At 72.1% G+C, this 14,641-nt stretch carries 6 protein-coding genes and 1 pseudogene; all 7 read left to right on the top strand.

Going from position 1 to position 14,641, the window contains the following annotated elements:
* The coding region (locus D455_RS0106925) for an ATP-binding protein (protein ID WP_026122393.1) at positions 1-2,117 on the top strand (2,117 nt) is incomplete at its 5' end.
* 100 nt (positions 2,118-2,217) lie between these two features.
* Complete coding sequence (locus D455_RS0106920; protein WP_026122392.1) at positions 2,218-2,643, top strand: roadblock/LC7 domain-containing protein; 426 nt, start codon at positions 2,218-2,220, stop codon at positions 2,641-2,643.
* A 43-nt stretch (positions 2,644-2,686) separates the two neighbouring features.
* The gene (locus D455_RS0106915; protein ID WP_013151545.1) at positions 2,687-3,046 is read left to right on the top strand and encodes a DUF742 domain-containing protein; all 360 of its coding nucleotides are present in this window, start codon (positions 2,687-2,689) and stop codon (positions 3,044-3,046) included.
* A gap of 22 nt (positions 3,047-3,068) precedes the next feature.
* Positions 3,069-3,626: a GTP-binding protein gene (locus tag D455_RS0106910; RefSeq protein WP_017570022.1), complete on the top strand. Its 558-nt coding sequence runs from the start codon at positions 3,069-3,071 to the stop codon at positions 3,624-3,626.
* A 129-nt stretch (positions 3,627-3,755) separates the two neighbouring features.
* A complete protein-coding gene (locus D455_RS0106905) occupies positions 3,756-5,030 on the top strand; it encodes a styrene monooxygenase/indole monooxygenase family protein (RefSeq protein ID WP_017570021.1) in 1,275 nt (424 codons plus the stop codon).
* A gap of 572 nt (positions 5,031-5,602) precedes the next feature.
* Positions 5,603-13,590, top strand: a pseudogene (locus D455_RS33690) (SDR family NAD(P)-dependent oxidoreductase).
* Positions 13,577-14,641, top strand: a 1,065-nt coding sequence (locus tag D455_RS29525) for a beta-ketoacyl synthase N-terminal-like domain-containing protein (protein WP_017570018.1), incomplete at its 3' end; no start/stop codon positions are given. The pseudogene D455_RS33690 and the gene D455_RS29525, both read left to right, overlap by 14 nt.

The raw sequence follows: 14,641 nt of genomic DNA, 5'->3' as shown, positions 1-14,641 counted from the left end.
CAGCCGAGCCCCCGCAGGCACAGCGGCCCGAGCAGCCGGGACGGCAGCGGCCCGAGCAGCCCAAGCAGGCCGGACAGCACCGGTCCGACACCCCGCAGTCCCAGGCGCCGCGCCCGGAGGAGCCGGTGCACCGGGCCGACCCCGGCGGGAACGCCCCGCAGGCCGCCTCCCAGCAGCCCGGACCCCAGCAGTTCTCCGCGCCCCAGCAGCCCGCCGCCCACCCGGCTCCGGTCGGCGCGGGCGCCGAGGCCCACCAGCAGCCGCCGCAGGCGTGGGCCGGACCCGCTCCCCAGCCCCACCAGGCCACCGGGGAGCACCCCGCGTACTCCGCGTACCCGCAGGTCCAGGGGCAGCACGGGTACCCCCAGCAGCCGGGCGCCGCCCCGGCGGGCCACGACCCGTACGCCGCCCACGGCGCTCCGTACCAGTCGGCCCCCGCCCCGTACGGCGTTCCGCCCCACCCCCCGGAGCACCAGCCCTATCCGTACCCGCCGCAGGCCCCCCAGGCGCCGCGTCCCGAGGGGTACCCGCCCGCGCCGCCGCAGCACGGCGGCTACGCGCACCACCCGCAGGCCCAGCCCGCGGCCTACCCCCCGCAGCCCGCGTCCTACCCGGCGCCGTACCCGCCCCAGCCCCTGGTCACCTACCAGAGCGCCTACCCGGCGCCCTTCCAGCCGCCCGGCTACGTCCTCCAGGGCCAGCCGTTCTTCTACCCGGGCCAGTACAACCCCTACGGGCAGCCCGTGCAGCACGTCATCGTGCTCGCCGCCGGACAGCAGCCGCAGGTGATCAGCGCCGAGTCGGCCAGCACGCTCTTCGCCGACCAGGCCGAGTCCTCCGAGCGCGGGGACGTGCGCGGCGGCAAGGCCCTGCCCCGGGCCGGCTCCGAGGAGGAGACGGAGGAGAAGGGGGAGGGGGAGTCACCGGAGAAGGGGACCGACGCGGAACCCGCGGAACCCGTCGAGTCCGCCCCCGGGTCCCTCACGCCCGACGAGGCCCCGGACACGGCCGCCGACGGGACCGCGTCCGCCGAGGAGGCTCCGGCCGCGCCCTCGGACGGCCGCGGCAACCTGCTCAACGAGGCCCTCGCGGGGCTGGCCATGCGCGACCTGTCGCTCGTGGACGCCCTGCTGGAGATGGTCGAGGACCTGGAGACCGACGCCAAGGACCCCGACCTGCTCGACAAGCTCTTCCAGATCGACAACTTCGCGACCCGTATGCGGCGCAACGGGGAAAACTTCTTGGTGCTCACCGGACATGACGGCGGCGAGTCCGACGCCCACGACGAAATCGTCCCCCTGCTCGACGTGGCCCGCGCCGCCACCTCCGAGATCAAGGACTACCCCAGGGTCCGGCTGGGCAAGATCCCCCAGAGTTCCATCACCGGTATGGCGGCCGACGACATCAGCCACCTGCTCGCCGAGCTGCTGGACAACGCCACCGCCAACTCGCCCGAGCACTCCCAGGTCGTGATCAGCGCCCAGGAGATGAACGACGGCCGCCTCATGATCGTCGTCGAGGACGAGGGAGTGGGCATACCCGAGTCCCAGCTCGCCGAGCTCAACGAACGCCTGGCCGGCGATCCGGTCCTAGACGACGAGGTGCCCCGCCACATGGGCCTGTACGTCGCCAGCCGGATCGCCCGCAAACACGGGCTGGAGACCAGGCTCGAATCCCGTTCCTTCCGCGGGGTGAGCGCCTACGCGATCATCCCCAAGGAGCTGCTGCGCGTGGCCACTCCGCGCACCCCCGGACAGAGCCGTACGTCGACCGTCCCGTCGAGCGTCCCGACCGCTCCGGTCGCACCGGCGACACCGACGACTCCGCGGCCGTCCGTCAACGGCAGCTCCAAGACGCCCCCGCCCCAGGGCGGCACCTCCACGGTCACCTCCGCGGGGCTACCCCGACGCAGCGCCACGCCGCACGGGTCGCCCCTGCGGATGATGCCGCACCCCAAGCAGTCGTCCGACAACCCGCCCCAGGCCCGCGAGGACACCCCGCCCAAGCTGACCGGCGAGGCCAGGGCCGAACAGATCCGCGACGAACTCGGCGACTTCTTCGACGGGGAACGCGAGGCGCGCGAGGGCGACGACGAGTCCAAGGACGACAAGAAGTGACGGTCCCGACGTCCCCGCGTCCGGGCGCCCCCCCGATGCGCCCCCGCATCACCCAAGCTCCAGCGAACACGACCCTCGGCCCAGGTAGGTAAGGCACAGCATGACTGAATCCGTGAACGACAGTGTTGAGAACTTCTCCCGGCTCATCGACCGGTTCGTCCGGGACGTGCGCGGTGTCGAGCACGCCGTCGTGGTCTCCTCCGACGGCCTGGTCCTGACCCACTCCAGTGACTTCCCCGAGGAGCACGCCGAGCAGCTCGCGGCGATCGCCAGCGGCCTGCACAGCCTGGCCGTCGGCGGTGCCGGTCTCTTCCAGCGAGGTGAGTGCGAGCAGCTGCTCGTCCGCTTCAACCACGGCCACCTGTTCATCATGGCGATCAGCGACGGCTCCTGCATGGCGGTCCTCACGGCCCCGGGCACCGAGCTCAAGATCGTCGGCTTCCAGATGACCAAGCTCGTGGAGAACGTCGCCCACGTGCTCACGCCGCAACTGCGCTCTCAGTTGCGCGAGGTCATCCAGAACTGACGACGGTGCCCGTAACCGTTCGGGAGGAGAGGTTGCCTCGGCTATGAGCTTCCGCAGGCGAAGGAGTAACCGTGTCCGCCCGTTCACCTTCACGGGTGGGCGGACACGGTCGCGGCATCCGCTGATGGTGCAGACCCTGGTCTCGACGTCCGAGCCCGGGCAGGAGCCTCCTGGCACCCTCATGCCGGAGTCGATCAGTATCTACAAGCTGTGCCGGGAGACCCGGTCGCTCGCCGAGGTGTCGGCCGAGCTGAACATCCCCCTGGGCGTCACCCAGGTCCTGGTCAGTGACCTGGCTGAACAGGACCTGGTGTACATCCACCCGACCATCACCGGCAGCAGTCCATCGGAAAACCAGGTTCTGGAGAGGGCTCTTCGTGGTCTCGAACGACTTTTCCAGTGACAAGCGGTCCAATCGCAAGAAGATGTCGAGCAAGATCGTCATCGCCGGCGGCTTCGGTGCCGGCAAGACGACCTTGGTGCGCTCGGTGTCGGAGATTCCGCCGGTCACGACCGAGGCGATCATGACCGAGGCAAGCATCGGTCATGACGACACCTCGATCACACCCGACAAGACGACCACCACCGTCGCGATGGACTTCGGTCGCATCACCATCGACGACGAACTGGTCATGTACATGTTCGGTACACCGGGCCAGGCGCGTTTCTGGTTCATGTGGGACGATCTGGTCCGGGGCGCGGTCGGTGCCGTCGTCGTGGTCGACTGCCGCAGGCTCGCGGACTCCTTCGACGCCGTCGACTACTTCGAGACGAACAAACGCATCCCCTACATCGTGGCGTTGAACAGGTTCGAGGGCCGACTCGACTACACCTCCGAACAGGTCCGCGAGGCTCTGGAGGTCAGTCCTGAGGTACCGATCATCGACTTCGACGCCCGCAACCGGCTGTCCGGGGGTGAGGTGCTCAAGACGCTGCTCAGGTACGCGCTGGAACACAACCGCGCCAGCGAGCCGGTCGCCTGACGGACGGGGAGAGCCGGGAGGTGTTCTCCGGGCGCTCCGGCGTCCACCGGCGGATCCCCTCCCAACGGTCCGCCGGAACACGGCCGTCCTCCCCAACGCCCCGCAGATTCCCCAGGAAAGTTAGCGACAATGCGCAAGATCCTTATCGTCGGCGCGGGCCACGCGGGCCACGCGGGCCTGCACCTGGCTCACGGTCTCCTGACCCATGGATACGACGTCACGGTGATCACGGGGCAGTCCTCGCTGGAGATCCGGAACGGGAAACCGTCCATCTCGCAGTTCACGCTTCCCACGGCGTTGAACTACGAGCGGCAGCACGACCTCGATCTCTGGAGCGCCCTGTCCCCGCAGATCAGAGAGCAGCGGGTGCACCTGTACCCGGGCAAGGGCCAGCCGACCGTGTCCTTCAAGGGAAGGACGGGCAAGGACAACGACTACATGGTCTCGGTCGACCGGCGTGTGAAGATGGCCGACTGGTTGGAGTACTTCGAGGACCGCGGCGGCAAGGTCGTCATCCACGGGGTCACCGTCACCGACCTGGACTACTTCTCCCGCATGTTCGACCTCATCATCGTGGCCGTCGGACACGGGGAACTCGGGCAGCTCTTCGACTACGACGAGAGCAGGTTCAGCGGAGCCCGGCCGCGATCGATCGCCCAGGCGTACATGTACGACGTCTGGCCGGACGAGCACGGCGACGAGAACGTCGGCTGGGCCGCGTCGGCGGCCGAGGCGGGCAACATCATCTTCATGCCGATCCTCACGCAGGACGGCCCCTGCCACGCGCTGGTCATGGTGGACAAGCTCGGCGGCCCCATGGACGCGTGGCCCGACCGTCCGGGGCCCGAGGAGCAGCTGCGCCGCATGAAGGACCTCCTCCGCCAGTACGCTCCGGAGTACTTCGAACGCGCCAAGGACGCCGTCCTGGTCAACGGCAGGAACAGCACCCTGGTCGAGGGCCTGACACCCCAGGTCCGCAACCCCGTGGGCGTGCTGCCCTCCGGCGGGCGCGTCCTGGGCATGGCGGACGTCGTCGTCACGATGGATCCGTACGTGGGCCAGAGCTGGAACAACTCCACGCGTTGCGCCAAGGCGTACCTGGAGAGCATCATGGAGCACGGCGACCAGCCGTTCGACGAGGACTTCCTGGTGAGGACGTTCGACCGCTTCTGGGAGTTCGGTCTGCACAACCAGCTCTGGTCGGAGATGAATTCCACGATGTGGGAAGCCGGTGATCTGCCGCCGCACTTCTACGAGCTGATCAACGGGGCCAACACCTTTCCCGAGGTGGGGGACCGGTGGATCCAGGGATGGGACAACCCCCCGGACTTCGGCACCTGGCTCCTCGACCCCGACCTGGCTATGCAGTATCTCACCGAGGTCCGCGCGCGGCACGCGAACTGATCACGGATCCGTCGCCCGATCGCCCGATGTCCCAGGGACATCGGGCTTCTCGCTGTTAGGAGGCGGTTTTTCGTCCTCCAGATTAAGCCGCTGACCGAATAGTTAAATGTCATGACCGAAAATCAGCAGTGCGTTGTCACGAATCCTGAGCAGCGGTTACGATCCTTCGTGTTGGTACCTGTACGCGCCTTATCGTCACGAGTGGGGTTTATGTGACGACGGTGTTGGCGTGTCAGGTGCCCGCGGTGCCGGACCACCTTCCGGAAGAAGGCCCGCGTCAGCCATGAAGGGTGTTCCATGTATCCCCGTGTGTACTCCTTTCCCCGGGCCCCGCTCGGGGCACGGGGTTTGTGCGTCCCTGGTGGAAAGGCGCGTCCGGTCTTCGAAGAATCCGTTCTGACCTGCGAAAAAGCGATTCAGCCTGTGCAACTGCACGGGACGTGCACGCCGACCGCGACCATGCGCACCGCAGAAGCGGCCGTGCACGTACGACGAGAGCGTGAGGCGGAGGGAACGCGTTGAGCGGTGACCATGCGTACGGCGGTCAGGGGGAGGTCGGTGCTCCCGTCGCCGTGGTGGGGGTGTCCTGTCGGCTCCCCGGAGCTTCGACTCCCGACGCCTTCTGGAGACTGCTCTGCGAGGGCCGTGAATCCATCACGGCGCCCCCCGAGCGCCTGGGCGCGGCCTCTCCCGAGCGCGACCAGCGCTGGGGCGGCTACCTGGACCGGGCCGAGGACTTCGACGCCTCCTTCTTCGGCGTGTCGCCGCGTGAGGCCATGGCCATGGACCCCCAGCAGCGGATCATGCTCGAGCTCAGCTGGGAGGCCCTGGAGAACGCCCGCACCTCCCCGGAACGCCTGAACGGCTCCGACACGGGGGTGTTCACCGGTGCGATCGCCTCCGACTACACCACCGTTCAGCAGCGCGGTGGTCAGGGCGCCATCACCCACCACACGCTGACCGGCACCCAGCGCGGCATGATCGCCAACCGGGTCTCCTACACCCTGGGGCTGTCCGGTCCCAGCATGACCGTGGACAGCGGCCAGTCCTCGTCCCTGGTCAGCGTGTACGTGGCCATGGAGAGCCTGCGCCGGGGCGAGTGCGGACTCGCGCTCGCGGGCGGGGTCAACCTCATCCTCACCCCGGAGAGCACCGAGAACGTCGCCAGGTTCGGCGGCCTCTCACCGGACGCCCACTGCTACACCTTCGACGCCCGCGCCAACGGCTACGTGCGGGGCGAGGGCGGGGCCGTGGTCGTGCTCAAGCCCCTGGACCGCGCGCTGGCCGACGGCGACCGGATCCACGCGGTCCTGCGCGGCGGCGCCGTGAACAACTCGGGGCGGACGTCCTACCTCGCGCGTCCCGACGTCGAGGGCCAGGAGGAGGTCCTGTGGACCGCCTACCGTCAGGCGGGCGCCAACCCGGCGCAGGTGGGCTACGTCGAGCTGCACGGCACGGGTACCCCCGCCGGTGACCCGGTCGAGGCCGCGGCGCTGGGCACGGTGTTCGCGTCCGGGCGCGAGGAGCCCCTGCGGGTGGGGTCGGTCAAGTCCAACATCGGACACCTGGAGGGCGCGGCGGGCGTCGCCGGACTCGTCAAGGCGGTGCTGAGCCTCTCCCACGGACAGCTTCCGCCGACCCGCAACTTCGAGCAGCCCAACCCCGACATCGACCTGGAGCGGTTGCGGCTGTCCCCGCAGACCAGGCGCGAACCCTGGCCCGCGGACACCCCGCTGGCGGGCGTCTCCTCCTTCGGGATGGGCGGGACCAACTGCCACCTGGTGCTCGGCCCGCCGCCTCCCCAACCCGCCGAGAAGACCGAGCCCACCGTGGCCGAGGGGGAGCTCGACCCCGTGCCCTGGGTGCTCTCCGCACGCTCGGCGGCGGCGCTGCGCGCGCAGGCCGCGTCCCTGCACACCTTCGTCTCCGCGCGTCCGGGGCTGCGCGCGGAGGACGTGGGACTGTCCCTGGCCACCACCCGCACGGTGTTCGAGCACCGCGCGGTGATCCTCGCGTCCGGTGGCAGCGGCGCCCGGGAGCTGGAGTCGGTACGCCCCTCGACCGCGCCCGAGGACGGCCGCGAGCGGGCCGAACCGGTCCTGGTCTTCCCCGGCCAGGGTGGCCAGTGGGCGGGCATGGCCCGTGACCTCCTGGACGGGTCGGGGCCCCTGGCCCAGGTGTTCACCAAGCGGTTGCTGGAGTGCGAGCGGGCCCTGGACCCCCACGTGGACTGGTCACTGGTCCAGGTGCTGCGGGGCGAACCCGGGGCGCTCCCCTTCACCGGGCCCGGCGCCCGCGTGGACGTGGTCCAGCCGGTCCTGTGGGCCGTGATGGTCTCCCTGGCCGGAGTGTGGTCCGAGCTGGGCGTGCGGCCCGCCGCCGTGATCGGCCACTCCCAGGGCGAGATAGCCGCCGCGTGCGTGGCGGGGGCGCTGTCCCTGGAGGACGCCGCCCGGGTGGTGGCGTTGCGCAGCCAGGCGCTGACCGCCCTGGCGGGGTCCGGGAGCATGGCCTCGCTCGGCCTGACCCGGACGAGGGCGGAGGAGTACCTCGCGGGCACGGAGGACCTGTACCTGGCGGCCGTCAACGGCCCGGACTCGGTGGTGGTCTCCGGCGGCGTCGAGGCGGTGCGCCGCGCCGTGGAGCACTGCCTCGACAACGGGGTCCACGGCGCTCTGATCGACGTGGACTACGCTTCCCACTCCGCGCACGTCGAACGCATCCACGGAGTGCTCCTCGACCGGTTGGCCGGGATCAGGCCGCACGCTCCACGGGTGCCGTTCTTCTCGACACTGACCGGAGGGCGGCTGGGTGAGGACGACGCGCTCCTGGACGCCGGGTACTGGTACCGGAACCTGAGCAGTACGGTGCGCTTCGCCGAGGCGACGGAGGCGGCCGTCGCCGCAGGGCACACGACCTTCGTCGAGGTCGGCCCGCACCCCGTGCTGTCCTTCGGGATCGAGCGCACGCTGGAGGAGTCCGGAACCAGGGGCACGGTCCTGGAGACGCTCCACCGCGACCGGGGCGACCAGGCACAGCTGCTCACGGCGGCGGCCCAGGCGTTCACCGCCGGGGTGGGGGTGGACTGGGGCGCCCTGTTCCGACACACGAACGCACGCCGGATCGACCTGCCGACGTACGCGTTCCAGCGCACGCGCTTCTGGCCCGAGACCGGGCCGGTCGCCCCACCCGCACCCGTCCCCGTGTCCGCGTCCCCCGCGGACGCGCCGACCACCGCGGCGGGGAGCGGCATCCGGGAACTGGTCTCCTCCCTGAGCGCCCGGGTCCTGGAACAGGACTCCCTGCCCGAGGCCGACGAGCGGAGGGCCTTCCGCGACCTGGGCTTCGACTCGATCATGCTGCTCGAACTCGCGGACCTGGTGGAGGAGGAGACCGGCGTCCACCTGGAGGACACCGTCCTGTTCGACCTGCCCACCCCCTCCGCGCTCGCGGAGTTCCTCATCGGGGAGCTGGGCGGGGAGGCGCCCGGGGACGCCGCGCCACCGTCCGCTCCGGCCGCCGTTCCCGCACCCGTCGCCCCGGCGGTTCCCGCCGCCACGGCACCGGTCCCCGAGGACGATCCGATCGCCATCACCGCGATGGCGTGCCGCCTCCCGGGCGGTGTCGACTCGCCCGAGAAGCTGTGGCGGCTGGTCGCGGACGGCGTCGACGCGATCGGCGCCTTCCCCGACAACCGGGGCTGGGACCTGGACGGCCTCTACGACCCCGAGCCCGGGACCCCGGGTCGCACGTACACGCGCTCGGGCGGGTTCCTGTACGACGCCGACATGTTCGACGCCGACTTCTTCGGGATCAGCCCCCGTGAGGCCGACGCGATGGACCCCCAGCAGCGACTGCTGCTGGAGACGTCCTGGGAGGTCTTCCACCGGGCCGGACTGGACCCGGCGGACATGCGGGACCAGCAGGTCGGGGTGTTCGTGGGCGCCATGCCCACCGACTACGGGCCCCGCCTCGCCGACNGGTTACCGGCTGACCGGCAGCACCCTGAGCGTGGCCTCGGGGCGGATCGCCTACGTGTTCGGCCTGCGCGGCCCCGCGCTGACCATCGACACCGCCTGCTCGTCATCCCTGGTGGCGCTGCACCAGGCCGTGGGCGCCATCCGGCGCGGTGAGTGCGCGATGGCGCTGGCGGGCGGCGCCACGGTGATGGCCAACCCCGGCATGTTCCTGGAGTTCTCGGCCCAGCGCGGCCTGTCGCCGGACGGGCGCTGCCGTGCCTTCGGCGCCGGGGCGGACGGGACCGCATGGTCGGAGGGCGCGGGCGTCCTCCTGCTGGAGCGCGCCTCCCAGGCCCGCCGCGCGGGTCGGCCCGTGCTGGCGCTGGTGAAGGGGAGCGCGGTCAACTCCGACGGCGCGAGCAACGGCCTGACCGCGCCCAACCGCGAGGCCCAGGAACGGGTGATCCGGCAGACCCTGGAGTCGGCGCGGCTCACCCCGCAGCAGGTGGACATGGTCGAGGCGCACGGCACCGGGACCCGGCTGGGCGACCCGATCGAGGCACGGGCGCTGATCTCGGTCTACGGGCAGGCGCGCCGGGAGGACGAGGAGCTGCGGCTGGGCTCGCTCAAGTCCAACATCGGCCACGCCCAGGCCGCCGCCGGCGTGGCCGGGGTGATCAAGACCGTGGAGGCGCTGCGCAACGGGTGGCTGCCCAGGACGCTGCACGCGGAGGAGCCCACGGACCGGGTGGACTGGTCGGACGGCGGCGTACGGCTGCTCCNCCGGCCCCCCCCGCCGCGCGGCGGTCTCCTCCTTCGGGATCAGCGGCACGAACGCGCACGTGGTCCTGGAAGGTGTGGCGGACGAGGGCGCCCCCGTCGTCGTCCCCGAGATCCCCTTCCAGCGCCGCCGCCACTGGGTGGAGTCGGTGTCCCACGCCCCCGCCCCCGAGCCCGCAGCCGAACCGCTGCTCAACGAGGGGCTGGCCCTCGCCGACGGGCGGACCGTGTTCAGCGGCCGGATCAGCGCGGCCGACCACCCGTGGGTACGCGATCACGGCCTGCTGGGCCGGGTCGTCCTTCCCGGGACCGCCATGGTGGAGCTGGTCACCCGCGCCGCCGCACGCGGTGAGGGGACGACGGTGGGCGACCTGGTCCTGGAGGCACCACTGGTACTGACCGGTGACCGGGGTGTGCTGCTCCAGGTCAGCGTGGCTCCCCCCGACGGCGACGGCCGCCGTGAGGTGCACCTCCACTCCCGGCCCGAGGGCGACGACGGCGCGGCGTGGACCCGACACGCGTCGGGAACCCTCGAACCCGGTGCCCCGGACGTCCCCGCCCCGGGGGAGGAGGCACCGCCCTGGCCTCCCGAGGACGCCGAACCCGTCGACACGGCGGCCGACTACGCCCTGTTGGACGCGCGCGGCTACACCTACGGCCCGGCCTTCCGGGGACTGCGCTCGGTCTGGCGGCGCGACGGGGAGCTCCTGGCGGAGGTCGGGCTCCCCGAGGGGACGCCCGCCGACGGCTCCTTCCACGGCCCCCACCCGGCCCTGCTGGACGCCGTACTGCACGCGGCGCTCGCGCACGGCGCGGACCGTCGCCAGCTCCTGGTGCCCTTCGCCTGGACGGGCGTGCGCGTCACGCCCTCCGGCGACGGCGGGGCGCCCCGGACCCTGCGGGCGCGGATCACCGAACTGGGGACCGGCCGCCACCGGATCCTGGCCACGGACGAGCACGGCGCCCCCGTCGTTTCCGTGGACGAGCTGGTGCTGCGGCCCCTGGACGGGGAGGCCCTGCCCGAACGGAACCCCGGGGAGCTGCCCGGGCTGTACGAGCTCGTGTGGGAGGAGGCGCAGGTCCCCGACTTCGCCCAGGACCTTCCCACCGACCTGCCCGACCTCGCCTCCCTCGGCCCGGACACCCCCGTGCCGCCGACGGTCTACACCGAACTGCCCGCCACCGCGGTCTACGCGGAGGAGACCCCGCTCCCGGAGGCGGTCCGCGCGGGACTCGACGCGGCGTTGGACGCCGTCCGCGCCTGGCTGACCGACGAACGGTTCGCGCACGCCCGGCTGGTCGTGATGACCTGGCAGGCCGTGCCCACCGACGCGGGGAGCAAGCTCTCCGGACTGGCGGCGGCCCCGGCGTGGGGCCTGCTGCGCGCCGCGCAGCGGGAGCACCCCGGTCGTCTCGTGCTCGTGGACTCCGACGGGTCGGAGGACTCCCACCGCGTGCTGACCGCGGCCGTCGAGCTCGACGAACCGCAGGTGGCGCTGCGCTCGGGCAGGGTCCTGGTGCCCCGCCTGACCGAGGCGGGGGACGATCAGGAGTTCACGCCACCCGGGGTGCCGTGGCGGCTGGACACTCGCAGCCCCGGCTCCCTGGAGAACCTGGAGATGCTGCCCGCGCCGGAGGCCGGGAGGGAACTCGGACCCCGCGAGGTCCGCGTCGCCGTCCGCGCCGCCGGGGTGAACTTCAAGGACGTGGTGGTCGCGCTCGACCTCGCGGACGGGGGCGGTGAGATCGGTTTCGAGGGCTCCGGGATCGTCCTGGAGACCGGTGCCGAGGTGACGGACCTGGCCTCGGGCGACCGGGTGGCGGGCATGTTCGGCGGCGCGTTCGGGCCGATCGCGGTCGCCGACGGCCGCAAGCTCGTCCGAATCCCGGATGACTGGTCCTTCGAACAGGCCGCTGCCGTGCCCGTCGTCTTCCTGACCGCCTACTACGGCCTGGTGGACCTGGCCGCGGTGCGTCCGGGGGAGAGCGTCCTGGTGCACGCGGCCGCGGGCGGCGTGGGAACGGCGGCCGTCCAGCTCGCCCAGTACATGGGCGCGCGCGTGTTCGGTACGGCGAGTCCGCACAAGTGGGCCGGGTTGGCCGAGTACGGGCTCGACGAGGAACGGCTGTCCTCCTCCCGCGACCTGGAGTTCGAGCACCGCCTGCGCGAGGCCAACGGCGGGCGCGGGATGGACGTGGTCCTCAACTCGCTCAGCGGCGAGTTCGTGGACGCCTCCCTGCGGCTGCTGCGCTCACCCCAGGACGGCGACGGTCCAGGCGGCCGCCTCGTGGAGATGGGGCTGACCGACGTCCGCTCCGAGGACGAGATCGCCTCGTCCTTCCCCGGACGCGGATACGAGGCGTTCAAGCTGACGGACGTGGACCCCGAGCGGATCGGCCAGATGCTGGGGCGCGTCATGGAGCTGTTCGCCGCAGGTGTCCTCACACCCCCGCCGACCACCGTCCACGACCTCCGCGAGGCCGGGACCGCCCTCCGGTCCCTCCAGCGCGGCGAGAACGTCGGCAAACTCGTCCTGACCGTTCCGGCGCCCTTCCCCCAGGAGGGCACGACGCTGATCACGGGCGGCACGGGCACCCTGGGACACCGGACTGCACGCCACCTGGTCACCGGCTACGGGGTGCGCCACCTGCTGCTCACCAGTCGGCGCGGCCCGGACACGGAGGGCCAGGACGCGCGCACCGCCGAGCTGGAGGCCCTCGGCGCCCGGGTGGAGGTGGTCGCCTGCGACGCCGCCGACAGGAACGCCCTGGCGGAGGTCATCGACGCGATCCCCGCGGACCGACCCCTCGGCGCGGTCGTGCACACCGCCGGTGTGCTCGACGACGCCACCGTCACCTCGCTCACCGAGGAGCGGATCGACAGGGTGCTGCGGCCCAAGGTCGACGCCGCGTGGAACCTGCACGAGCTGACCTCGGAGGCGGACCTGGGAGCGTTCGTGCTGTTCTCCTCGGTCGCCGCGATCCTGGGTAACGCGGGGCAGGCCAACTACGCCGCGGCCAACGCGTTCTGCGACGTCCTGGCCCACCACCGCCGCGAACGGGGACTTCCCGCCACCTCGCTGGCGTGGGGCCTGTGGGCCGGTGCCAGCGGTATGACCGGCCACCTGGACGGGACCGACCTCGGTGTCCTCAGCCGGGGCGGCCTGCTCCCGATGCCCGCCGGGGAGGCCCTCAAACACCTGGACACCGCCCTGCTGTGGGACATGGCCAACGGCGTTCCCGCCCTGTTCGACGCCGCCGACACCGGCACCGGCGTCCTGCGGGGGCTGGCGGGGGCGACCGCGCCGGGTACCCCGGGGACCCCGGGCGCCCCGGAAGGCGGAGTACGGACGAACGGCGCGGCGGAGCGGTTCACCGCGCTGTCCGGGACCGACCTGGACCGCGCCCTGCTCACCGAGGTCCGCACGCACACCGCCGTGGTCCTGGGCCACGGCCCCGACGCCGGTCCCTCCCGGGTGGACCCCGACCGCCCCTTCAACGACCTGGGCCTGGACTCGCTCACCGGGTTGGAGCTGCGCAACCGGCTCAGCGCCGAGACCGGCGTCCGCGTTCCGGCCACCGCCGTCTTCGACCACCCGACCCCGCGCGCACTCGCGCACCTGCTGACGGACCTGCTGGTCCCCGACCGATCGGAGGACTCCCCGGAACGGTCCACCGACACCGACACACCCGCCGACGACGCCGGGGCCCAGGACAGCAGCATCGACGCGATGGGGATCGAGGACCTCGTGAACCTCGCGCTCCAGGGCGAGGCCCACACATCCCCCAGTGGACAGGAGACGGCAGATGACTACCGATGACCAACGACTGGTCGCGGCGCTCAGGTCCGCGCTGAAGGAGAACGCCCGACTCAAGGAGGAGCTCGGCCAGGCCGCCTCCGCCGCGTCCCGGGAGCCGATCGCCGTGGTGGGGATGGGCTGCCGCATGCCCGGTGGCGTCGACTCGCCCGAGGACCTGTGGGACCTGCTCGCGGACGGCCGCGAGACCGTGGGGCCGCTGCCCGACGACCGCGGCTGGGACCTCCCGTCACTCCTCGGCGAGGGAGGAGGTGAGCCCCGCTCCGCGATGTCCCGGGGCTCCTTCCTCCACGCCCCGGGCGACTTCGACCCCGGCCTCTTCGGTATCTCCCCCCGCGAGGCCGAGGCCATGGACCCGCAGCAGCGCCTGCTGCTGGAGGTGACGTGGGAGTCCCTGGAGCGCTCCGGGATCGCGCCGTCCTCGCTCGCGGGGTCGGACACCGGTGTCTACGTCGGCACGCTCACCCCCGAGTACGGCCCCCGGCTGTCCGACGCGCCGGAGGACGGGTTGGCGATGACCGGGACGGCGCTCAGCGTCGCCTCCGGCCGCCTGTCCTACACCCTGGGGCTCACCGGTCCCGCGATCACGCTGGACACCGCCTGCTCCTCGTCGCTCGTGGCCGTGCACCTGGCCGTGGGGGCCCTGCGCGCGGGGGAGTGCTCGCTCGCGCTGGCGGGCGGGGCGACGGTCATGTCCTCCCCGGGGCCGCTCACGGAGTTCACCCACCTCAGGGGGCTGGCGCCGGACGGCCGGTGCAAGGCGTTCGGAGCGGGCGCCGACGGAGCCGGCTTCGCCGAGGGCGTGGGCATGGTCGTCCTGGAACGCCTGTCCGACGCCCGCCGCAACGGCCACCGCGTCCTGGCGCTCATCCGGGGCGGCGCGGTCAACCAGGACGGGGCCTCCAACGGCCTCACCGCGCCCAACGGCCCCTCCCAGTCGAGGGTCATCCGCAGGGCCCTGGCCGACGCCGGTCTGGAACCGGGCGACGTCGACGTGGTGGAGGCCCACGGCACCGGCACCACGCTGGGCGACCCCATCGAGGCGCAGGCGCTG

This window comes from Nocardiopsis halotolerans DSM 44410, from assembly GCF_000341065.1.
Classification (GTDB): Bacteria; Actinomycetota; Actinomycetes; order Streptosporangiales; family Streptosporangiaceae; genus Nocardiopsis; species Nocardiopsis halotolerans.
Note: the sequence above shows the minus strand (reverse complement) of the source record. Positions and strands in the feature narration are given on the sequence as shown.

What these genes read in the sequence shown, in the direction of transcription:
- D455_RS0106920 (WP_026122392.1), top strand. Translation starts at nt 2,218, where the DNA reads ATGACTGAATCCGTGAACGACAGTGTTGAGAACTTCTCCCGGCTCATC.
- D455_RS0106905 (WP_017570021.1), top strand. Translation starts at nt 3,756, where the DNA reads ATGCGCAAGATCCTTATCGTCGGCGCGGGCCACGCGGGCCACGCGGGC.
- D455_RS0106910 (WP_017570022.1), top strand. Translation starts at nt 3,069, where the DNA reads ATGTCGAGCAAGATCGTCATCGCCGGCGGCTTCGGTGCCGGCAAGACG.
- D455_RS0106915 (WP_013151545.1), top strand. Translation starts at nt 2,687, where the DNA reads ATGAGCTTCCGCAGGCGAAGGAGTAACCGTGTCCGCCCGTTCACCTTC.